Below are 23133 nucleotides of genomic sequence, written 5' to 3' on the forward strand. Positions count from 1 at the left end.
TATGTCAGGTGATCATTCTGTTGCGCAGTTATTGCAAATAGAGCAGCAGGTTCGTCGTTGTGAAACGTCGACGGACCTTAACTTTATTATGGTCAATATGACGCGAACTTTAGTGCCTTACCAGCAAGCCATGTTTTTGGCTGGTAATGAGTTGGAAAAATTGAAATTGAAAGCGGTCAGTGATCTTTCACTGGTTGATCGATCTACCCCTTTTAGTGCTTGGCTTGAGCAGGTTTCTGCTGTTGTGAATGCTTCTGATACTGGCTCTAAAGTGCATGTCATAGACACTAAAAGCTGGCCGGTTGAATTGCTTAATGATCTTACTGAATTCTCTCCTCCAAAGATACTTTGGTTGCCTTTGTTGATACCCGCTAAACCTACTCAACGTGTGGGTGTGCTTTTGCTTGCTAAGTCGGATCCATGGACTGAAAAAGAAATTGGACTCTTACAGCATTTAGCGTCGAGTTACGCTCATGCCATGCAATTATTTATTAACCGTTCCGGCTGGCGTACATGGTTAAGCGGGTTGAACTCTAGGAAAGTGAAGCTTGGAACTCTTGTTGCCATTGTTTTATTGGGTTTGGTTCCTGTTCGGTTAACGGTTCTCGCACCGGCCGAAATTATTGCTAAAGAGTCTCTTTTGGTGACGTCTGCGATTGCTGGTGCGGTTAGTGAAGTATTGATAAAACCCGGCGATCAGGTGGTTATTGATCAACCTCTTGTGCAAATGGACAGAACGGAATTTCAAGGTGCTTTTGATGTAGCTCAGCGAGAGTTAGAAAGAACACAAGCGGAACTCAGAACGGTAGAGCAAGCGGGTTACGTTGATCGTAGAAAGAAATCTGAGTTAGCTGAGTTAGCGTTTCAAGTTGAGCTGAAAACCATTGAACGAAATTATTTAAAAACTAAATTGGCTCAAACCCAGATTGTTGCTAGTAAGTCAGGTATTGCAATACTGGATGACCCTGAAAAATGGAAAGGCCGCCCTGTAGTGGTAGGAGAGCGTATTTTATCCATAGCGGATCCAGCGAAAGTACAGTTACAAGTTATGTTGCCAGTCGCGGATGCTATTTCATTAGTGCATGGTAATAATGTTACTTTTTATCTTGATACCGATCCTTTGAATCCTATTCCATTTAACTTGGATTATTCCTCTTTTGAGCCGAGTTTAACCCCTGACCAGATTATTGCTTATCGTATTGTGGCTGATATTCAGCAAGACGCTGTTCCCCCTCGTATTGGGTTGCGTGGTACCGCGAAACTGTATGGCGAAAAGGTGTCTTTGGCTTATTATTTATTGCGTCGGCCAATTACCTTTGTTCGTCAGCATTTAGGTATTTAGATGTCTGCTGATGCTACTGAGCCATTGCCAAAATTACGTCAAAATTTGTCTCTCCTAGTAGCTCCTCCAGATGAAGATGGCGAGCCTCGCTGGCAAATTTTTGATCCCGTTAGCAATAAATTTTTTTATTTGTCTCGAACGGCTTTTTACCTATTTCGCGAATGGCGTCATGCAAGCGACGCTTTGGCGTTGCTGTCTCTCGTTGAACAGCGAGGGATAGAGGTTGAGGAAGTTGAGTTAGACTATTTTTTACGTTTTTTAGAAGGGAATCATCTTTTAGAGGTTCAAGCTGAAAGCGATGTGATCCGTCTCCGTGGGGAAGCGGCTAAACAAAAAAAACACATATTACTTTGGCTCCTACACAATTATTTATTTATTAAAATCCCTCTTATTCGCCCCGATTTACTATTGACGCGTTTTTATCCATTAATAAAGCAATTATTTAGGTTGCGTTTGGATAGAGTGGCGCTGGTGTTAGGTGGTATCGGTTTGGTGATGGTACTAAGGCAATGGGATATTTTTACCCATACCTTTCAAAATTTATTCAGCATGTCAGTGATTTTTTATTACATTGCCGCGTTGGTTTTTGTGAAAACCGCCCATGAACTAGGTCACGCTTTTGTTGCTAAGCGTTATGGTTGTCGGGTGAGTTCAATGGGCATTGCTTTTTTGCTGATGACGCCGATTTTGTATACTGATACAACAGATGCTTGGCGATTAAGGTCGCGATTTCAACGCTTAAGTATTGTTATGGCAGGGGTGAAAGTTGAGATTTATATCGCCTGTGTCGCTACTTTTTTGTGGAGCATTGTCCCAGATGGCGGTTTTAGAAGTGTATTGTTTTTTGTTGCTACCACTAGTTGGATTTCGTCGCTGTTGATTAACACCAGTCCATTTATGCGCTTTGATGGTTATTATGCGTTATCTGATTTTTTAGGCATGGAAAACTTACAGCCTCGGTCTTTTTTAGTTGGCAAGTGGTTTTTACGCGAGCGTTTATTTGGTTTTGGTTTGTTGCCTCCTGAGCCGCTTAATCGGAAGAAATGTTTGCTGATGGTTGTTTATGCTTGGAGCACTTGGGTTTATCGTTTTTTTTTGTTTTTGGGTATCGCTGCGCTAGTTTATTATTTTGCGTTCAAAGTATTGGGTATTGTACTTTTTTTGGTGGAAATCATTTGGTTTGTACTACTTCCTATTTTTAAAGAAATGAAGGTGTGGGTTAGCTTGAGAAAAAAAATGTCGTTAAACCGCACGAGTGTGATCACTTTATTGCTGTTTGTGTTGGCTATAGTGGCATTGCTTGTGCCTTGGAAAAATCAAATAAGTGCGCCGGCCGTTGCTACTTTTGAGCGTCATCAGACTTTTTACCCTAGTGAATCGAGTCGAGTTGTTGCTTGGCAGGTGACTCCAAACGAGAAGGTTCAAAAAGGCCAATTGTTGATTTTATTAGAATCATCGGATGTGGAGCAGCAAATCCAATTAACGCAGATTAAGCTCAATGCGCTGCAAACTCGCTGGCAACGAGCAAGTTCTGGCGCTGTCGAGTTGGATTCCGCCTTTACGTTACAAACGCAATTATCTCGTGAACAGTCTCGCCTTTTATCTTTGCTTGAGCGTCGAGAGAGGTTGGCTATTAAAGCACCTTTCGATGGTTATGTTGGCGAATGGTTATCCCTGTCAAAAGGTGATTATGTTAATGGGCAATCTCCTTTGGTGACGCTATATGATGATGATAGCTTGGTGGTTAAAGCCTATGTGGAGGGGCGTATTGTGCCGCTATTAAAGGAAGGTAATCGTGTGGATTTTATTGGTAACGACGGTGAGCAATTGTCTGCCCAGCTGATTATTGACAAAATATTGCCTACTGCAATTAAACGTCTTGATTATCCTGGGCTTGGGTCTACTTATGGAGGAGCCATTGCGACCCAGAAGTTGGATGATCAATTAATTCCAGAAGAAGCAACGTACGAAGTGCAACTGAAATTGATTGGCGAAGCCCCATTGATGCGCCAGCAATTTGGTCAAGTTAACTTAGCGGTTGAGCCTCACAGTTTATTGGTAGATGGATTGCGACGTATTTACGGTGTATTTATTAGAGAATCCGGTTTTTAATCGCGACATAGATACTATTTCAATGCATGTAGTAATGGTTATTTAATGACACAATCAAATGATTTAAAAACAACATGGTCATCCGAGCAAGTTGATGCTGTGGTAAAGAGTTTGGCGTATTTACGTCTATTGGCCGATTTAGATTTAGTTCCTCGTTATCCTCATTTTGGTGAAAAAACCTACCCTTTAGGACGATGTAAAGAAATTCGAGACGCGGTATTTATTCTTCTTCAAGAAAAACTTCCACAATCAACGGACCCAGGTCTTATATTGATACGCGATATGTTGTCTAAAGGGGCTGTGCTTAAGAAAATATGGGGTTCTTTAAGAGGCGAATATTTTCAGAATGCTATGGTATTGGGCGATTGGTATCTGGATGTTTCTAACGATACTGTTAACCCTAATAAACCAAGAGTGGAAGTATTGCCTATCGCGACATCTGGATTTTCTGATATTTCGAGTTTTGAGCAATTCGTGAAAGTAGCTCGATCGTACTGGAATGTTAAGGTTTACAGGAATGATATTTTCCCCGCGCTAGCCCCTTTTATGCCGATGATTTATGTGAGTGAAAATGGCACTAGCTGGGTGGGGGAGGCGAATGATGACATGTTGTCAATGGTTATGAATAACCAGTTTTTTTCGGCGGAGAGTATTTTATCCGAACTCCCGTCACCGCCTGAAGCGATAGTAAATAATTGGAAAAAAGCAGTGTTACAGCTAAAAAATAATAGCCTTATACACATGCAAGGAGACCCTTTAGCGTTTTGTGAGGAATATAGAACAAAACAATATCACCTTGATTCTGCTTTCCGTGATCGCGTGGTAATGGCTTTTTTAGAGTTACCAAGAAATCTTTAAAAAGACTTCTTTTATTGTTTGGAGAGCTCATTATGCATAACAGTAATAAAGAAAAAATTGAGCTTGAGCATCTCGCTGCCAAATTGTTTATGCGATGCTATGAGCGGAACACGGGTAAGCATATTCGTCATATTTGGCACAATGACCCGATTCGTCCTGATGTGTCTTGCATGTTTGAAGGTGAACGTTTGGATATCGAAATTGCGCATCTTTATGGTTCGGAGGAAGAGGCGATGGCGATTCTTGGTCGAGATTTGACAGAAAAAACACGGGCCACTTTACACACTTTAAAAGATGAACCCGCGGAAGAACGATTACTGCGATCGCTGAACCGAATTTTAGAGAATAAAGCGGGCAAACATTATGAGACAAAACGTGTTTGGCTGGTGATTCGAAATATGCATCCGGCGTGGCGCCAAGAAGATATTAAAGCGCTTGAACATCTGATTACCATGCCTGTTCCACACGCGTTTGAAAAAGTATGGATTCTTGGAGATATAGAGGGAATAAGCGGAATCGTGCGTCTTTATCCTTGAGCAATGGTTCGGTTTTAAATGAGGTTTCGTCTGTCTAGTTTTCGTTTTTAGGTTTGCTTTTCGCGCGTTGCTTGAGTCGATCTTTTTCAGCTCGGTATTTTTTTAGAACAATAAGTCCAACAATGAGCGCGGCGCAAAAGAAAATAATAGCGAAGGCGCCAAGTACAACCGTGGCAAGTGAATGCATAATATTTGTGCTCAATGGAAAATGATGTTGATGATTATATAAAAAAACGGTCACATTTAAAGAGGCGCCTGAATTTAAGCGCTATGTGACCGGTTTTTATTTTTGATAGACGAGCATTAGATTCTAGCGACGGTGGACACATTCTCCTGCAGAGTAGGTGGCTTGAATCACGCGATCATCTCCAATGGTCATTAGTACAAACAAACTCTCTTCAATGTTTTTAGACAAGGCTAAGCGTGACTCAAGCAACGGCGTGCCTTTTTTGTCTAGAATGATAAAGTCCGCTTCACTGCCAACCGCGAGGTTGCCAATTTTGTCTTCTAATCGAAGGGCTTTTGCGCCACCAAGCGTCGATAAATACAAGGATTTAATCGGGCTTAAATTCTCGTTTTGTAACTGGATCACTTTGTACGCTTCGTTCATGGTTTGCAGCATGGAAAAGCTAGTGCCACCGCCCACATCCGTTCCAAGCCCTACATTGACCTTGTGTTCTTCTGCTTTGCTCAATTTGAATAAACCGCTACCGATGAAAAGGTTAGAGGTTGGGCAAAACGAAATGGCAGAGCCTGTTTCGTGCAGTCTGTGGTATTCGTTGTCGCAGAGGTGAATACCATGAGCAAAAACAGAACGCTCGCTCAGGAGCTTGTGTTGGTCGTAAACGTCTAAGTAGTTGGTGCTGTTTGGAAAAAGATCTTGTACCCATGCACACTCGTCTTTGTTTTCGGATAAGTGCGTGTGCAAGTATACGTCGTCGTATTCACTTAGTAATTTACCTGCGAGCTGTAGCTGTTCATCTGAACTGGTTGGCGCGAAACGAGGGGTAATCGCGTAATGCAATCGACCTTTGTTGTGCCATGTTTCAATGAGCTCTTTGCTTTCTTGGTAGCTACTTTCTGGCGTGTCAGTCAGATAATCTGGCGCATTACGATCCATCATCACTTTGCCACAAATCATGCGTAGGTTATGAACTTGGCTGGCTTCAAAAAAAGCATCAACGGATACTTTATGAACCGTGCCAAACACCAAGGCGGTGGTTGTGCCGTTGCGCAGTAGCTCTTTTAAAAATCGATCGGCAACGTCACGGGCATGTGCTTTGTCGCTGAATTTGCTTTCTTCGGGAAAGGTGTATGTGTTCAGCCATGTCAGCAGTTGTTCACCATAAGAGCCGATCATGTCGGTTTGCGGATAATGAATGTGGGTATCGATAAAACCTGGTGTGATGATGGCGTTAGGGTGATGTTCGATGACGAGATCATGCGGTAGGTTGGCAAGCAGTGTTTGAGCGTCGCCAAGCGCGTGGATCTTATCGCCATCAATGACTAATAAACCATCGTCAAAATACTCATAAGCGGCATCAACGCCCACGTCTTTCGGGTCTGCGATACAGTGAACAATGGCAGCACGCCAAGCTTTTAAATGGCTCATTACGTCTCTCTTAGGTGTTTTTCTTAAAGGATAAAATGACTCGATATTTGACCGAATGGTTATACTTTATCAGGTCTTTTTCGTGCTTTCATCAAACCTTGTCTTTTGACTTGAAAAAAATAATCAATTAGTACTCTGCCAAGCATGACTATTATAACGCCGAAGGTGTCCGCATAGAAATCGAGCCATTCGCCATAGCGATTCACGCTGGGTTGAATGAGTTCAATCATGCCACCCCAAAAGATGATGAATAAAGCCATGTAAACAAAGCGTTTCATCGGGCCAAATACACACATAAGAGCCCATCCACCGAAACCAATGACATGATGCAGTTTGTCTGATCCGGGTGTTGGAGGGAGAAAATCGGCAGGCGTGAGTGTGGCTATGCTTATTATGATAGCGCCCAATACAAAACCGACAGCTTGTGCTGTCGGTGTCTTATGCAGAGATAAAAGTGAGTGAAGGGCCATTATCTTAGAATGCGAGCGCGGATGTTTCTGCCTTTGATTTTTTTATTTTCGAATTCTTTGACGACGTTTTTGGCCACTGCATTATCGATTGATACATAGGCGTGGAAATCGAAAATATCAATTTTACCGACTTGAGACTTATCCAAACCTAAACCCGCTGTTAACGCGCCAAGTATGTCTCCTGGGCGAAGTTTGTTTTTACGGCCAGCATCAAAAGAAATGGTGGTTTTTTGAGGTACTAAACGATAAAGGGGATCAATGGCTTCAAGCTCAATAAAATTTGCCGTCATGTTAAAGCGAGTTTCAATATCACGCACTTTGTAATCGTCTTTTGATGTCACAAGATTGACGGCGATGCCTGCGGCACCCGCTCGACCAGTTCGGCCTATACGGTGAGTGTGTACATCGGTATCGCGCGTAGTGTCGTAATTTACGACAAGGTCAATTTCTTTTACATCAATACCACGAGCAGCCACATCGGTCGCAACCAAGACACAGCTGCTTTGGTTACTAAAGCGCACTAATACTTGATCACGTTGTCTTTGCTCAAGGTCGCCATTGATCGCTTGCGCTGCGACTTTGTGCTCGACTAACCAGTCGGCAACGATTTGTGATTCCACTTTAGTGTTACAGAAAACAATGGCTTGGCGAGGCTCAAAATGCTGCAACGCTGCTAACAATGTTTCGCATTTGTCTTTGTTTTCACTGCGAACGAAAAATTGTTCGATATTTGGTTTAAGGTCTTCTTGAGCTTCGACCTTAATGGTAGTCGGAGTATTTTGGAATTCAGTACTGATCGCTTCAATGCCATCACCATAAGTTGCAGAGAAAAGCAGCGTCTGGCGGTTGCTTGGTGTTAATTCAACGACTTCGCGGATGCTATCAACGAAGCCCATGTCCAGCATACGATCTGCTTCATCCAATACTAGCGTATTGAGTGCATTGAGTTTGAGAGTGCCTTTACGCAGGTGCTCCATTAAGCGCCCTGGTGTACCAACAACAATATGGGCGCCATGCTCTAACGAGCCGATTTGCGGGCCAAATGGCATGCCGCCACATAGACTTAATACCTTGATATTATCTTGGTAGCGCGCCACCTTGCGTATTTCTTTCGATACTTGGTCTGCAAGCTCACGTGTCGGACACATAACCAGAGCTTGAACACCAAAGAAGCGTGGGTTGATTTTGAGTAAGAGAGCGATGGCAAATGCTAGTGTTTTACCGCTGCCTGTTTGTGCCTGAGCAAGGATGTCTTTACCTTCAATCATTGGTGGTAAACTTTGCTCTTGAATTGGGGTAAATGTTGTAAACCCCATGTCAGAAAGTAAAGCGGTCAGTTTGGTTGGAAGAAGGTTGGTTAAAGCGTGATTGAATTGGGTCACAAAAGGCCTGTTTTAAATAGAGTAAATAATAGGCGCAGGATAACAGAAAAATACAATAAATACTTTTCTTCACTATTTATTCCGTGTCGGTATCGTGATTTTTAGGTAGAGTATCTAGGAGTACGAATAAAGTGGTGTATGGAGACGCTTTATTATTTGTAAAACATCGATGGGTAGACAATGATTTCTTCAAAAAGCCGTGTGAAAGGTAACAAAGCGCATTACATTGTTTTTATTATTCTTTTTTTGTGCGGTATCGCAGCAAGTTTTGCAATTTATTTAGAAGAATGTAAGCACGCTTATAGCAAGCAAAAAGCGTCAGGCGCCTATTTCACAGAAAAATTGAATGATGGCTTGACGCAATATATCACTCAACTATCTTCTGTTGTGGCGCTCGTTGAATCTAGTGAAGGAGAGGTATCTTCTAGCCATTTTTCACGCTTTGCTCGCAGCCTCTCAACGCCTCCAAGGGTTGGCTTTTATTTTGCGAAGTATGTACCAGTAGATAAAAAGTACGAGTACGAAATACAGCAGAGAGCTCTCTTAGGTAACGTCAATTTTTCGATTTATCCTGAGGGGAATAGAAAAGAGTACATGCCATTGGCGTTGGGTTATCCCGATAAACTCACTTATGGCTATGATCTGTTGTACCCGCAATATCGAGACATTAACGCCGTTATCCAAGCTCGTAATACGTCAATTCTAATGTTGTCGGAGCCGACAATCCCTCCTTTTTCTGATGCTGTATCGAACGTTGTTGCTGATACCTTTGTTTTGAGAGCACCTATTTATCTACCTGTTGACGTACGCTCCTATAAATTAACGGACAGTATTGGCTTCTATGGAATGGTTGGCGTGTATTTTAGTGTAGGCAGTTTGTTAGATCAGGTTACTCCTTTGGCTGGTCATGATTTGTATTATCGACTTGCTGACATTTCATCCAATGAGCCTATCTGGTTTGTGGATTCATCAACGGCTTCATCATGGGAGGAGGGGGAGTTTGATACGCATTATCTGTCTGTTGCTGGGCGGAAGTGGCGAATTGATACACGTTATCTGACAAGTATTAGCAGTCGAATTAATTGGCTTTTGGTTATTATTCCACTGTTTATTTTTAGTTTATTAGCCTTGATTTTGGCTTTATATACTCGGAAATTGTTCTTAACCTATTATTTAGCACTCGATTCTGTCAATAAGCGTATAGAGATAGATGAGTTAACAGGTTTATTAAGTCGCTATCAAATTCAGCGTGAGCTGGACGAATTAATTGTCACTTGTCAGAAAGATAATGCGCAGTTGGCCGCGCTGATTTTAGACTTGGATCATTTTAAAACCATTAATGACGCGTTTGGTCATGAAGTGGGCGATAAGCTGATTTCGAAAGTGTCAAAACGACTAACATCTGTTTTACCTAAAAATGCGATTGTTGGCTACTTGGGGGGAGATGCTTTTCTTGTTTTGCTTGTACATAATGATGATCAAGATATGCCACAGCTGAATACGCTGGCTAAAGAGGTGATACGAAAAATTAGTCAGAGTTATTTTGTGGATGGCTTAACACTTGATATTGGCTGCTCTATTGGTGTCGCTTTGTACCCAGAATTCGGTTTGGATGGCGTCACGCTGATTAAAAACGCTGATATGGCGGTTTATCAAGCCAAAACATCAGGGCGAGCAACGTATCATTTTTATGACGGTGAAATGGGTCGTCGATTTGCCCGTAATGTGAGAATAGAAACACGGTTGCGACAGGCGTTACAGAAAAAAAACCTAGAGCTTCACTTTCAGCCTAAAGTTGATCTTATCACTGAACGTTGTGTTGGTATGGAGGCGTTACTGCGCTGGAATGATGAGGAGCTTGGTGTGGTTTCTCCAGCCGAATTTGTACCTATCGCAGAGCAAGCAGGGATTATTTTACCTTTGGGTGACTGGGTGTTTGAGCAAGCTTTTAGGCATATATTAGAGTGGCAAGAGCAAGGTATAACAGTGCCGCCCATTGCGATTAATTGCTCTGCGGCTCAGCTTAAAAGGATCGATTTTTTACCTAAACTACTGGCATTGTTGAGCAAATACAAGATTGATCCGAGTCTTTTAGAGATAGAGGTAACTGAGTCTATCCTGATCGAAGACGCTGAAAGATGTGCCGAGCTTTTACGCCAGATTAGTCATCTTGGCATGAAGCTGGCGATCGATGATTTTGGTACTGGTTACTCCAGCTTAAGCTATTTGAAAGATTTGCCGTTCCATTATGTTAAAATAGATCAGGTTTTTATTCGTAATATTATCGAAGATAAAAAGCATGCGGCTTTGACTCACGCGATTATCAGCTTAAGTCATGACTTGGGACTTAAGGTGATCGCAGAGGGTATTACTAATATTGATCAATTAAATATGTTGAAAGAGTTTGGTTGCGATATTGGTCAAGGTTATCTATTTAGTAAGGCTCTTGGGGCGAATACCATGGGTAGTGATCCTATGATAGTGGCTCTTAATGAACAGGATAGTCTTGATTAAATCAGGTGTAGAGGGTGTCAAGTTGGAGCGTTACGAGCGACCTTTTCTTTAAGTGCTTCCCAAAATTGATTGAGGTTTGGATTTTGATTGAATTTAGATCGATACAAACGTATTTCTAACGGAATATGCCAGTTGTCTTCTCCTGCCAAAGCCACTTTGCCATAGTTTAATGTGTCTAGCATTAGACGTTTTGGAATCCAGCCAATACCATAGCCTTCCTTTACCATGGCTTTGATGCTGACTGAATGATAATTTTCAGAGATAGTGTGGAGCTGTGGAACGTCCCTTTGTCTTTGTAAGTGATGATGAATGACAGGTTGTAAAAACGAGTTTTCATAATAACCAATATAGGGAAGAGGCTTTCGTTTTACGCCGGGAAGCGTATATTTTGGTTCGCCATCTGCATTCGTTACACTGCAAGGAATGAGTGTTTCTTCGGATATTGTAATATGTTCGTATTGCTCATCATCCAAAGCGCGAATGAAGTTAATGGCTGGATGCCAATAGCAGAGCATGACGTCACATTGCTGATCCATCAAAGAGTTTACAAAGTCGATCCCTAGCCATGAACTGGACTTCATATTGATGTCTAATTCCATATTGATATCTTGGCAAAATGGTTCAATCACTTCTTTATAAAAGCTTAGAAATAAAGTCTGAGAGGTCACAAAGCGTATTTGAGACTCTTCTTGCTTTCGAATTTCTTGGCAGCGTTCTTTGGTGTCTTTGAGTTGTCGTGTAATCAACTCTGCGCTTTGAAGAAAGACTTCACCCGCAGGTGTTAGAGATAACGGAAGCGTATTACGGTCTATTAGTGTAACGCGCATCTCTTCTTCGAGCAGTTTTATCCGTCGACTAAAAGTCGGTTGAGTGACGTTTTGCTCATCTGCAGCACGTGAGAAGTGACGAGTCTTTGCGAGGGCGATGAAGTCCTCAAGCCATCTTATTTCCATGAGACCTCCTGATGAGCAGAAGACGTAAGCAAGAGCATCATAGTCGCCCCTCCTCAATTGCATGACAAGCCACACTACTGCTGTCGCTTTGTGGTGTCATAGCAGGTGACTCAACATAACATCGCGGGTTTGCATAAGGGCACCTTGCCTGAAAAACACAACCAATGGGCTTTTCTGTGGGGGTTGGCACTTCACCAATTAATCGAATCGGTTGGGCGATACTGCTGTCTAATCTAGGAATGGCCGATAATAAGGCTTGAGTGTAAGGGTGTTTTGGCGAGCTAAACAAAGTATTAGTTGGTGCCAATTCACAGATCTTGCCTAAATACATTACAGCGACTCTAGTGGCAAAATGCTCTACAACGGCAAGATCATGAGTAATAAAGAGATAACTAAGATTACGCTCTTCTTGCTTGTCCATCATTAGGTTTAAAACTTGAGCTTGTACAGAAACATCCAGAGCTGAAAGTGGTTCGTCAGCCACAATAAAATCAGGTTCAACTGACAATGCACGCGCTAAGCTAATGCGTTGGCGTTGCCCACCTGAAAATTCATGAGGGTAACGATCTGAGCTCGAAGCAGAGATGCCGACGGACTCTAATAATTCATCAATCTGTTCATCCACTTGCGACTGAGATAACTGTGGATTATGGAATGAAATGGGTTCACTGAGTGTTTGGTAAACGGTCATTCTAGGGTTTAACGATGCATAAGGGTTCTGAAAAACCATTTGCATACGACGACGAAAGAACATTCGTTGGCGATTGTTTAACTGATCTATTCGTTGATCAAGGTAATGGATTTCACCCGCACTAGGTGTTGTTAACCCCATAATGGCACGTGCAAGCGTGGATTTACCACAACCTGTTTCTCCAACCACACACAAGGTTTCGCCTTGATTAATCGTGAGGTTTATACCGTTTAATGCATGCACGCTGTCTTTTTTTCTTTTTAGCTTACCTTGATGGAAGCGCCATTGTCCAAGCCAGCTTTCGTTGGTGGTAAAGGCTTTTTCCAAGCCGCTAATTTGAATGAGAGGCGTCGCCATTAGCTGGCCTCCTTATCTTTATTAGCAAATTCATCGAGCATGTCTTCTACCAAGAAACAAGCAACAGTAGAGACGCCGCTGTAAATGAATTTTGGTTGTTCTTGTCGACACTTTTGCGTGGCGTAAGGACAGCGAGGGTGAAAAGCGCAACCTGATGGTCTTTCTGCTAGAGACGGCATACTGCCTTGGATTTGGTTTAGTCGCTGACCGGGTAGTGTCATCTGAGGTAGCGCGTTTAACAACCCTTGAGTATAGGGGTGTTGAGGGTCGTTAATTATTTCAAGGGTCGGACCTTCCTCTACCACCCGGCCGGCGTACATAACCAGGGTTCGATCGGCGACCTTAGACACGACACCAAGGTCATGGCTGATTAAGACAAGTGCAACGCCATTGTCACGGCAAATAGCCAGCAAAAGCTGTAATATTTCAGCTTGTATGGTGACATCAAGTGCAGTCGTTGGCTCATCAGCAATAATAATGTCAGGGTTGAGTAACAACACGGACGCAATGATGACCCGTTGTCTCATTCCGCCAGACAGTTCATGAGGGTATTGATCAAAGCGTTTCTCTGGTGATGCAATTTGCACGTGATGAAGTTTTTCGATGGCAATATTTCGAGCATCTTTATAGGTGACTTTGGTATGGCTACGGATGGTTTCAACCAGCTGATCACCAATAGTAAGTACGGGGTTAAGAGTCATCATTGGATCTTGAAAAATCATTGCGATGCGTTTACCGCGAACTTCTTGTAGCTGTCGCAGGTTCATTGTAGTGATTTCTTTATTTTCCAATCTGATTGAGCCAGAGGCGATATAACCCGGCTTACCAATGAGGTTTACAATCGAAAAACCTAATACGGACTTTCCGGCACCAGACTCACCAACAATAGCAATTCGTTCACCACGATTTAGCGTGAAGCTGACGTCAATTAGGGCAGCGAGTTCTCGCTGTTTCATATGGAAATTGACGTTTAAATTACTGACGCTTAATAAATTCATATTAGTCTTTATACGTCCTTGGATTTAGATGATCACGTAACCAATCCCCGAGTAAATTCATCGCTAAAATTAAGATAATGAGTGTGACACTGGGGATGACACAGATCCACCATGAACCCGCAAACATGTAGGCAAATCCGGCTGAGATAAGTGAGCCAAGCGATGGCTCTGTAGCAGGCATGCCTAATCCTAAAAAAGACAAGGCCGCTTCAGCAACGATGGCGTTTGCGATTTGAACGGTAAAAATAACCAAGATAGGCGACAGTGTGTTCGGCAAAATATGGCGAAACATGATGCGTTTTGAGCTAATGCCCATGACCCTCGCGGCATCGACGTATTCCTTTTGCTTTTCGGCTAACACGGAGGCTCGAATGGTTCGAGCAAAAAGCGGCCATTCGGTTAAGCCTATAACAAGAATGAGAATAACCATCGCGAGCTGTTGGTATCGAGCCATGCCAAAGAGCGACTGGAAAATAGCAAGGAAGACAATTGCGACCATCATGTTCGAAAAAGACAATTGAATGTCGGCGCAACGCATCAATAGGTTATCGATTCGGCCACCTAAATAGCCAGACACAAGGCCGATACAAATACCCAATGTGGCTTGAATTAGTACCGCACATATCCCTATGGTTAGTGAGAGTCGTGTGCCATATAAAATGACGGATAATAAATCTCGTCCTTGGGCGTCTGTCCCTAATAGAAAACGGCTGTCACCACTGATCCAGCTTGGTGCAATCTCCGCATTCATTAGATCCATAAAGGCCGGATCAGCAATGTCAAAAGGCGCAACCAGCGGAGCGAGTAGCGCGACAAGGACATAAAATATAAAAATAATCAGAGCCAATACGGCAAGTTTGTCGCCTACAAACCCCGACCAAATATGATTCCATCGACTGCCCGATATAGGATGAATGAGATCTTTTTTGGGGTACTTCATAAACCATGGCTCGCTAAGCGTACGGTCGGATTGACTAAACCATATATTAAGTCCACAACAGTGTTGGTGATAACAAACATGCCGCCGACAACAATTAAATAAGCTGAAATAAGGGGTGTATCAACTCGACTCACCGCATCCATAAACAAAAAACCCATGCCAGGCCATTGGAAAATGGTTTCCGTTAAAATAGTGTAAGCCACCAGTGTTCCCGCTTGGATTCCACCCACGGTGATAACGGGTAACATAGTATTTTTGAGAGCATGGATGAAATAGATTCGTCGTGCAGACAAACCTTTTGACCAAGCGAAACGTATGTATTCAGACTGCAACACTTCCATCATTTCTGCTCGAATTAAGCGTACAAAAATTGGCATTAGCGCAATGGCGAGGGTAAGACTTGGTAGCAGCAAATGTTTTAATCCGTCTTTGGTGAAAATTCCACTTTGCCATAAGCCCAAAAATTCCGTTGTTTGGCCTCGGCCAAAGCTGGGCGCCATGTTTAATTCGATGGAAAAAATGTACACCATAAGGATGGCGATAATAAAAATAGGCACGGACAAACCTATAGAGCTTATTATCATCAGCAGTCTGGATAAGAGGTGTTTTGGCTTTATTGCCGCCAAAACACCACAAGGTGTGGCGATTAAAGTGACGACTAAAATTGCACAAAAAGCCAGCTCCAAGGTAGCGGGTAGCTTTTTTAAAATAACGTCTAGCGCGGGTTCTTTGTAGTAGTACGATGTGCCAAGATCGCCGCGAATGGCGCCCTTAGCAAAACGCCAGTACTGTGCTACAAAACCGTCATTTAACCCCAATTCGTTACGTAGCTGATTGCGTTCATCAGACGACACTGACATACCAACCATTTGTTGTACTGGATCGCCTAGCTTATCTTGTATGGCAAAACTGATCACACTGATAATGATCATAACAAAGCAAGCCTGAATTAAGCGGCGGAGTAAAAAAATCAGCATTAGAGGGCGTTATTCCTACTTGTTATGGAGGTCATGATTTTGTGGTTCTCGTTGATAAATAACGTGAAGTATTCATTTACCTTCAATGAACAAGTCCCCCAAATGAGGATAGTTTTGGTCATTGACGACGTCTTGAATTTTAACATTGTCTTTGGCTGCCCAAATAAGAGATTGCCAATACAGTGGGACAATAGCTGAATCCTCATATAAGGTGCGCTCGATTTGCTGCATAAGGCGAAGGCGTCTTTCTGGGTTCATTTCCCTGTTCGCTTGATGAATGTTGTCATTAATGCTGTGTTTGCAATATTCGCTGGCATTATAAGCACCTAGTCCTGTTTTGGCATCTGGACAAGCGATAATAAATTCAAATAGATTGTTTGAATCCATGGTGTCAGATTGCCAGCCCAGCATCATTATATCCGCGCTGCGATCATCAAACTCTTTAAAGTATTGAGCCTTGGGTAGGGTTTTTAACTCTACAATAATGTTAATTCTAGCGAGCATTGCAGCGATGGCTTGGGCGACTTTTTCATCGTTCATGTAACGATTGTTTGGCGCCATCATGCTAATGCGAAAGCCTTTTTCGTAGCCTGCTTGCTTCATTAGTTCTAGCGCCCCGGTTAAATCGTATTCTGGCTCTAAGTTACTAATGTGTCCTAGAAAGCGATCAGCACTCAATTGACCTGCGGGTGAGGCATAACCTTTTAAGATCTTTTCGACAATGAGCGATTGATTGATCGCTAAATTGATGGCTTTTCTTACTCTAACATCTTGAAACTCTTTGCGACGTTTTTGGTTCATGTGCAGTAATAATATGCGTGTGCTTGGTAGCGTAACTAGCTGTATTCCTTGTATTTTTTTAGTTCGCTCTATATCGATAGGAGAAACGGGAAAAATAAAATCTACGTCACCTGAAAGAAGGGCTGCGAGTCGAGTTGAGTCAGCTCGAATCGGGGTCATGATTATTTGGTCTACGTTGCCAATCGAGTCTTTGTCCCAATAATTTGGGTTGCGCTTGAGTTCCATTCGGCTGCCCAACTCTCTACTTATTAGGCTAAAAGGTCCTGTTCCTGATACATTGCGTGAGGCAAATGTTTCACCGTATTTTATGATTTGGTCTTGACCTTGGTAGAAGATTTTATCCATTGGAAACACGTACGTCATGATGTTAAGTAACAATGGATTAGGGGTTGCTGCGTTTACATCAATTGTATAGTCATCGATCATGGAAACAGAGGCTATTGTGTCAAACATGGCGCGAAAGTCAGGGGATTTTTTTAAGCGATTAATTGTATAAACAACGTCTTTCGCTGAAAAAACATTTCCGGAGTGAAAGGTGACATTTTTTCGTAAAAAAAAGCGTATTGTACGTGAGTCAATATGCTGCCAATGAGTCGCTAAACGAGACTCGAATTGACCGTTTTGCTTCCATCGCAACAGGGGGTCAAACACTAAGTGTGAGAATTGCAATGTGCCTTCAGAAAGTTGTTCATGCGGGTCTAATGAGATTGGATCGGCATCAAAAGCCACTCTTAATGTTGTGGCTGCTGCCTTGTTACATAAGATTAGAGCCAAGCAGCAGGCTAAAATAACCTTTATCTTCATTCTTCTAGGTCTCTTTTTGGGATGGCTAGTGATGTGGTCGCTTTATTCTAAAGGTGGTTCTGTGCTCATGAATTGAAGAGTTTTGGCTTACATGAGTGAATGTTGACCATATAGGTGATACCTCATTTTTACAAATAAATGCGTAAAAAGACAGCAAGACTGTGTGATGCTGACGCTTTTAGACAATATATGTGTTTTATTTAAAATAATATAATTAAAAGAATGTTGATGAAAATGAATTATTTCGCGCACCTACACATAGCTTCTATCACTAATACGTCTTGGGTCGGAAATTTGCTTGGCGATTTCCCTGTTGATGTGAGTGAATTGGACTCTGACTTACTGGCGGGTTGGCGTTTGCATCAACAAGTTGATGTGATGGTCGATCAACATGAGGCGAGTGTTCTGTTTCGTTCTATGCCACGAAAAGGGCGTCGCAGATTTGCTGGAATTGTACAGGATATCGTAATGGATTATTGGTTAATACAAAATTGGAAACGCTTTAGTTCAGTGTCTTTGACGATCTTTTGTGATCAAGCGCTTCTGGGTCTAGTGAAAGATAAATATCGAAGTCCTGATCGTCTAAGAAATATGATTAGTTCATTAGAAGATGATAATTGGCTTTCCAGTTTAGGCACGCTAGAGGGCGTGGAAAAAGCGATTTACTCTATTATGCGGCGTTGGCGGTATGGCGAGCACTTGCAGTATTTCTTGGATGATTTACCAGAAGTGATTGCTCAGGCGGAAGCACCTTTTTTAGCGCTATACCCAGACTTACTGGATTACGTGCAAGGCGAAATGAAAAAAGCCGAGGCCACACACAGCCTCGGCTAATGGGCCTTTTAACTGTTAAGTCATAGTTGGCCCGATCGAGAGAACAACCAGATAAACGAGAAGTTTGGTGCAGATTCCTCGCTTTCGCTTAACTGGAATAATGATTATAGATGGTTTGTGTTGTGCCGCCTTGATTTAAGTCAGATTAGGCGAGATCGCTAAAATTAAACTCATTCTATTGGCGTGTAGTATTTTCTCTATCTTTGCGGAACTTGTGGTAGAATCCGCCACCGAAAAAGACTTGGTCATAAAGGGGAGTTAGGGTGAGCGTTCAGTGGTATCCAGGGCACATGAATAAAGCGCGTCGAGAAATCGAAGAAGTCATGACGCAAGTAGATATTGTTATTGAGGTGTTGGATGCCCGTATTCCTGATTCCAGCCAGAACCCTATGCTTAATACATTACGTGGGGAGGTTCCTGTTTTACGCCTTCTTAATAAAAAAGATCTAGCGGATAAAGTTCGTCTAGACTTATGGTTAGAGCATTGGCGTGATAATGAGACCATTTTGGCGCACCCTTTTTCTACATTGGATAAGGCGGATGTAGCAAAGATAAGTCAGTGGGTGAGCCAGATGGTTCCTCATCGAGGTAGTGCAGAAAAGCCAATTCGAGCGATGATTGCTGGTATTCCTAATGTTGGAAAGTCCAGCTTGATGAATGCGTTATTGGGGCGTCGTGTAGCGAAAGTGGGCGATGAACCTGCGGTCACTAAGTCACAACAAAAATTGAAAGTAACCAATGGTTTTCAATTGTTGGATACGCCTGGGATTTTGTGGCCAAAAATCGAAAACCCTGATGCCAGTTATCGTTTGGCGGTGACTGGGGCCGTGCGTGATACCGCCATCGATTATGAAGATGTTGCCTTAGTTGGTTTGAAGTTTTTTATCGCGGACTATTTGGACTCACTTGTTACCCGTTACAAGTTAAAGGAAGTTCCTTCTGACCCTTTTGATGTACTTAAAGTTATCGGATCTAAGCGAGGTGCGTTGAGATCGGGGGGCAAGGTCGATATGCATAAGGCCGCAGAAGTTTTTTTGAATGATGTAAGGACCGGAGCCATTGGGCCTTACGTGATGGAAACACCAGAAATGATTGCGCTTGAAGAGCGCTTGGTTGAAGAGGCGAAGGCAAAAAAAGAAGCCGCTCGGTTGGCGCGATTGGCCGCTGCGGTTCCTCAGCGTCAGCAAGCGAGCAATCTTGCTTATCGTAATAGTCAAGTTCAGTCAGCAGACCAAGCATCAGTCACCAATCAAAATGAGAATTTAGATGAAAAACAGTGAGGTTCACGGTCATGGATTATGAAATTGCCTTTGATCAGGACGAAAATGCTTATCGTATTTACACAGGGTACGAGTTCGCTGCGATTGGTGAATGGGTCTCTGACTATGTACGTGATTTGGACGCTATTCAGCGAGTACTAATGGCGGCCCGTTTAGCTGAAAATGAAAAAGAAACGACTGAATTTAAACACGGTCCTTTTGATGTTATTTTGAGTGAGGAAGGTGTGTCTGTCTCTCGTCAGGTTGATCTAGATTCGGCGGAAGAAGAGATAAAAGCGATGTTTGATTCCCAAGAAAGTTTTTATCAAACGTCGACAGATGGTATTCAAGCAGAATGTGGCTTAGAAGATCTAATTAATATGATTGAAAACTGGCATGAAGTTCTGCAGTAGTTGTTCCTTTTGCTGGCTGGGTTTACACTAGCTGTGTTTATTTTAATATGTTTTTAGGAAGCCAATATGCTCATCGAATTGGAAAAAGCACGTACTCGAAATAATGTTGTTCGCATTTTTCGTGAAGAATTGGACGGTCCGGATAGCTGGACTGACGGTTTTGTTGTGGATGCCAACGAAGAAATGGTTTTGCTCCAAATAGTGGATGACAGTGTCCGACTTAATGGTTATCAAGTTCTATTTCTGGAAGACATTAGCGATTTTGCACATCCGGCTCCTTTTAATGATTTTCAGAAGAAAGTTTTAGCACTTCGTGGTGAAAAGGTGGTTGATCCAGAAGTCGAGCTCCTCGATTTGGCTGTATTGCTCATCGACATCAGTGAAGAATTTGGATTGGTAACACTTCATCGCGAAGAGATTGAACCGGATAGCTGTGAGATTGGTCGTGTAATTCGTGCCGATGCAGTGACTTATGAGCTTGAAGAAATTGGCTCTGATGCTCGTTGGTTTGATGATACTTTTGAATACGATTTATATGATATTACTCGTATCGAATTTGGCGGCGCCTACGAAGAAGCATTATTGTTAGCAAATGATGCTATGGGTGACGATGCTTATGAGTTATCGGACGACTATCCCGATGACGGCATCGTTGATGATGAGTGAATACTGATTTACGAATGCGATTTGATAAAACGCCTAAATAGGCGTTTTTTTATGTGTGTTATTCTCTCAAGTCTGACAGGCCGCTGACTTTCTGTGATTCCATGGATGAAGTGCTTCGCGAATAAGATAAAACGAAAAATAGGAACCTTTTTATGTCTCGGTGGCTGACTCTTCTTTGTTTGCTTGTGCTCATTTCTGGCTGTGCGGCTTATGCGACGCATCAATTTGATACGGTGTTTGGGTCGGAAGATCCTGCGAACCGTATTAGTGAGTTGAGTGAAGAAGATACGGTTTTTTATAATGAACAGGTAAGGCCCATTTTAGACAGTCGTTGTGTCTCTTGTCATGCTTGTTACGATGCACCATGCCAGTTGAAGTTTACAGCTTCTGAGGGGGTTGAGCGAGGTGGTTCAAAAGAGCTTGTTTATGATGGTACTCGTTTGTTGGCATCTTCTCCCACTCGTTTATTCATTGATGCCAAAACGACTAAAGAGTGGCGGGTGAAAGGTTTCCATCCTGTATTAAATGAGCGTGAACAATCGCCATCGGCTAACTTACAGGGCAGCTTGTTGTACAGAACTATCGCTTTACGTAAAAAACAGGGGGCGTTTACTCAGCCAGTTTTGTCTGATGACTATGATTTTTCACTTGCTCGTGACCAGCAATGCGTGAGTGTTGAAGAGTATCAACAATTCGAAAAAGACTATCCTAATTGGGGGATGCCTTATGGCCTTCCTGCTCTTAATGCCAATGAATACAATGTATTAACGCGTTGGTTGGCGAAAGGTGGAAAGATGCCAAAAGCCGAGCTGGCACCTGAAAACGTTCAGCAACAAGTGGCGTTATGGGAATCGCGATTAAATAGCGATAACTTAAAAGGTCAGTTAATTTCTCGTTATATCTATGAACATTTGTATTTATATAGTTTGTATCTTGATGATGGTGAGGACTATCGCTTTCAGTTGGTTCGTTCAAAAACGCCACCGGGCGAACCTATTGATCGTATTGCGACTCGTCGGCCATATGACGCTCCGGGCGTGGATCATGTTTATTATCGGTTCTGGCTTGACCCAGAAGTAAAGGTCCAAAAAAACCATATTCCTATGCAGTTGGATGAGGCGCGTTATTTACGTTGGATGTCATATTTTTATGGTGAAGATTATAAGGTAACAAAAGATCCAGGGTATGACGCTAAAGTGGCGACGAACCCGTTCAAAGCTTTTCGTGAAATACCGGCGTATGCGCGCTATCGATTCTTGTTGGATCACTCTCAAAAAACCATTATGGCGTTTATAAAAGGTCCAGTTTGTCGTGGTCAAGTCGCGGTAAATGTCATTAATGAGCAGTTTTGGGTGTATTTCATTGATCCAGAAGTCGTTCATAACAAAGGCTCTGCCGACTATCTAGAAGATCAAGTTCAGGATTTAGACTTACCGGCGGTGGGATCAAGTACTACTTTGAATCCGGCGTCTTGGATTGGCTTTTCTGAGCAGCAAAAGTCTTATTTATCGGCCAAAGCGGCTCTGTTTGAAAGTGAAGTGGGTAAAAAAGTACCAATAGATTTAAGTTTGATTTGGGATGGTGATGGCAATAATGAAAATGCGGCACTTACTATTTTTCGTCATTTTGACAATGCTTCTGTTGTCAAGGGAATGGTAGGGCAGCATCCTAAAACAGCTTGGGTAATAGATTACCCGTTGTTAGAGCGAATTCATTATTTATTGGTGGCGGGCTTTGATGTGTATGGCAATGTGGGCCACCAATTGGTTACTCGTTTGTACATGGATTTTCTAAGGATGGAGGGTGAGATGAATTTCTTGCTTCTATTGCCAAAAGAGGACCGTGAGTCTATCCGAAAATATTGGTATCGAGACGCCAATGAAACGATTAAAAACTACATTTTTAGTGATTACATTAAAATAGATCGACAGTCTAAAATTTCGTATGAGACCGATGATCATCAGTCTGAATTGTACGAGATGCTACGAAAAAAATTAGCCAAGGTGCTGGACCATGATTACGACCTTGAGCAAAGTAAGCTTTCTCCGAATCAGCGTAAAGCCTTATATCGACTTCAGGCCAAACGTGGTGATGGCCTAGCTTTTTTACCTAATGTAGTGACTGTTTTGGTGACTAAGCAAGGCGTTCCTATGGACGTTATTAGTATGATTCACAATAAGGCGCATGCAAATATTTCGAGTCTACTGGACGAAGAGGCGGCTCGGTTACCTGCTGAAGATGGCGTTACTTTAGTAAAAGGGGTTCTTGGGGATTACCCTAATGCCTTAATGCAGGTAGAAGAAAGTGAGTTAATTGATTGGGCAAATCAAGTTGCGAATCTAAAAACACGAAAAAATTATTCAGACCTTTTGGATGGCTTTGGAATTCGAAGAACGCACCCGAATTTTTGGTTTGTAAGCGATGCTATTGCTAATTTTAATCGGCAGGATCGTCCAAGAGAAAGTGGTATTCTGGATTATAATCGACTAGAAAACAGATGAAAAATAGGCTGCGCTGGCGATTGCTAGCGCTTCTGCATTATCTGCAATATTGAGTACTTGTATCTGTTCTTTGTGAGCCCAAAATACTAGGTATTCTTTATTGTTAGAACACT

20 protein-coding genes are annotated in these 23133 nt (G+C 42.5%); 10 read left to right on the plus strand and 10 right to left on the minus strand.

Annotated features, from left to right (window positions below; translation table 11 throughout):
* Window position 1 precedes the first annotated feature (1 nt).
* The 4 genes from M3I01_RS07630 to M3I01_RS07645 are packed head-to-tail and all read left to right on the plus strand — an operon-like array spanning window position 2 to window position 4848.
* Window positions 2-1342 (plus strand): HlyD family efflux transporter periplasmic adaptor subunit, encoded by a 1341-nt coding sequence (locus M3I01_RS07630; protein WP_255895208.1) that lies wholly within the window; start codon window positions 2-4, stop codon window positions 1340-1342.
* Window positions 1343-3454, plus strand: coding sequence for an HlyD family efflux transporter periplasmic adaptor subunit (locus M3I01_RS07635; RefSeq protein WP_275565009.1), 2112 nt, complete (start codon window positions 1343-1345; stop codon window positions 3452-3454).
* Window positions 3455-3499: 45 nt separating this feature from the next.
* Window positions 3500-4312, plus strand: coding sequence for a hypothetical protein (locus M3I01_RS07640; protein ID WP_255895211.1), 813 nt, complete (start codon window positions 3500-3502; stop codon window positions 4310-4312).
* A 32-nt stretch (window positions 4313-4344) separates the two neighbouring features.
* Window positions 4345-4848, plus strand: a complete 504-nt coding sequence (locus M3I01_RS07645; RefSeq protein WP_255895212.1) for a hypothetical protein — start codon at window positions 4345-4347, stop codon at window positions 4846-4848.
* 34 nt (window positions 4849-4882) lie between these two features.
* Here M3I01_RS07645 and M3I01_RS07650 read toward each other — a convergent pair whose 3' ends face one another.
* From M3I01_RS07650 to dbpA, 4 genes are all read right to left on the minus strand, one after another.
* Entirely contained in the window at window positions 4883-5035 is a 153-nt protein-coding gene (locus tag M3I01_RS07650; protein WP_255895213.1) for a hypothetical protein, read from the minus strand.
* A 123-nt stretch (window positions 5036-5158) separates the two neighbouring features.
* Window positions 5159-6460: a guanine deaminase gene (gene guaD, locus M3I01_RS07655; RefSeq protein ID WP_255895214.1), complete on the minus strand. Its 1302-nt coding sequence runs from the start codon at window positions 6458-6460 to the stop codon at window positions 5159-5161.
* A 59-nt stretch (window positions 6461-6519) separates the two neighbouring features.
* Window positions 6520-6930 carry a VanZ family protein gene (locus M3I01_RS07660; protein WP_255895215.1) on the minus strand — a complete coding sequence of 137 codons (411 nt, stop codon included), beginning with the start codon at window positions 6928-6930 and terminating at the stop codon, window positions 6520-6522.
* A complete protein-coding gene (gene dbpA, locus M3I01_RS07665) occupies window positions 6930-8312 on the minus strand; it encodes an ATP-dependent RNA helicase DbpA (RefSeq protein ID WP_255895216.1) in 1383 nt (460 codons plus the stop codon). The genes M3I01_RS07660 and dbpA overlap by 1 nt, the downstream gene beginning before the upstream one ends.
* 180 nt (window positions 8313-8492) lie before the next feature.
* On the opposite strand from dbpA, the gene M3I01_RS07670 reads away from it, so the two are divergent.
* Window positions 8493-10826 carry a bifunctional diguanylate cyclase/phosphodiesterase gene (locus M3I01_RS07670; RefSeq protein ID WP_275565010.1) on the plus strand — a complete coding sequence of 778 codons (2334 nt, stop codon included), beginning with the start codon at window positions 8493-8495 and terminating at the stop codon, window positions 10824-10826.
* A gap of 17 nt (window positions 10827-10843) precedes the next feature.
* On the opposite strand, the gene M3I01_RS07675 is transcribed toward M3I01_RS07670, so the two are convergent.
* The 6 genes from M3I01_RS07675 to M3I01_RS07700 all read right to left on the minus strand — a co-directional run bounded on the left by M3I01_RS07675 (window position 10844) and on the right by M3I01_RS07700 (window position 17347).
* A complete protein-coding gene (locus M3I01_RS07675; protein ID WP_255895218.1) occupies window positions 10844-11779 on the minus strand; it encodes a LysR family transcriptional regulator in 936 nt (311 codons plus the stop codon).
* Between the two features lie 37 nt (window positions 11780-11816).
* Complete coding sequence (locus tag M3I01_RS07680; RefSeq protein ID WP_275565011.1) at window positions 11817-12827, minus strand: ABC transporter ATP-binding protein; 1011 nt, start codon at window positions 12825-12827, stop codon at window positions 11817-11819.
* The gene (locus M3I01_RS07685) at window positions 12827-13825 is read right to left on the minus strand and encodes an ABC transporter ATP-binding protein (RefSeq protein WP_275565012.1); all 999 of its coding nucleotides are present in this window, start codon (window positions 13823-13825) and stop codon (window positions 12827-12829) included. The genes M3I01_RS07680 and M3I01_RS07685 overlap by 1 nt, the downstream gene beginning before the upstream one ends.
* A gap of 1 nt (window position 13826) precedes the next feature.
* Window positions 13827-14765: an ABC transporter permease gene (locus tag M3I01_RS07690; RefSeq protein ID WP_176335682.1), complete on the minus strand. Its 939-nt coding sequence runs from the start codon at window positions 14763-14765 to the stop codon at window positions 13827-13829.
* Window positions 14762-15742: an ABC transporter permease gene (locus tag M3I01_RS07695; protein ID WP_255895220.1), complete on the minus strand. Its 981-nt coding sequence runs from the start codon at window positions 15740-15742 to the stop codon at window positions 14762-14764. Before M3I01_RS07695 ends, M3I01_RS07690 begins: the two co-directional genes overlap by 4 nt.
* A 72-nt stretch (window positions 15743-15814) precedes the next feature.
* On the minus strand, window positions 15815-17347 hold the full coding sequence (locus tag M3I01_RS07700) for an ABC transporter substrate-binding protein (RefSeq protein WP_255895221.1): 1533 nt from the start codon (window positions 17345-17347) through the stop codon (window positions 15815-15817).
* A gap of 228 nt (window positions 17348-17575) precedes the next feature.
* On the opposite strand from M3I01_RS07700, the gene M3I01_RS07705 reads away from it, so the two are divergent.
* The 5 genes from M3I01_RS07705 (at window position 17576) to M3I01_RS07725 (ending at window position 23020) form a co-directional block, all read left to right on the plus strand.
* Window positions 17576-18181 (plus strand): acyl carrier protein phosphodiesterase, encoded by a 606-nt coding sequence (locus tag M3I01_RS07705; RefSeq protein ID WP_255895222.1) that lies wholly within the window; start codon window positions 17576-17578, stop codon window positions 18179-18181.
* Between the two features lie 263 nt (window positions 18182-18444).
* Window positions 18445-19461: a ribosome biogenesis GTPase YlqF gene (gene ylqF, locus M3I01_RS07710; protein WP_275565013.1), complete on the plus strand. Its 1017-nt coding sequence runs from the start codon at window positions 18445-18447 to the stop codon at window positions 19459-19461.
* 11 nt (window positions 19462-19472) lie between these two features.
* Window positions 19473-19853 carry a YacL family protein gene (locus M3I01_RS07715; protein ID WP_255895225.1) on the plus strand — a complete coding sequence of 127 codons (381 nt, stop codon included), beginning with the start codon at window positions 19473-19475 and terminating at the stop codon, window positions 19851-19853.
* A 66-nt stretch (window positions 19854-19919) separates the two neighbouring features.
* Window positions 19920-20519 carry a hypothetical protein gene (locus tag M3I01_RS07720; RefSeq protein WP_255895226.1) on the plus strand — a complete coding sequence of 200 codons (600 nt, stop codon included), beginning with the start codon at window positions 19920-19922 and terminating at the stop codon, window positions 20517-20519.
* Window positions 20520-20671: 152 nt separating this feature from the next.
* Window positions 20672-23020: a fatty acid cis/trans isomerase gene (locus tag M3I01_RS07725; protein WP_255895227.1), complete on the plus strand. Its 2349-nt coding sequence runs from the start codon at window positions 20672-20674 to the stop codon at window positions 23018-23020.
* Window positions 23021-23133: the final 113 nt, after the last annotated feature.

It is taken from the genome of Marinomonas maritima, assembly GCF_024435075.2.
Lineage (GTDB): Bacteria > Pseudomonadota > Gammaproteobacteria > Pseudomonadales > Marinomonadaceae > Marinomonas > Marinomonas maritima.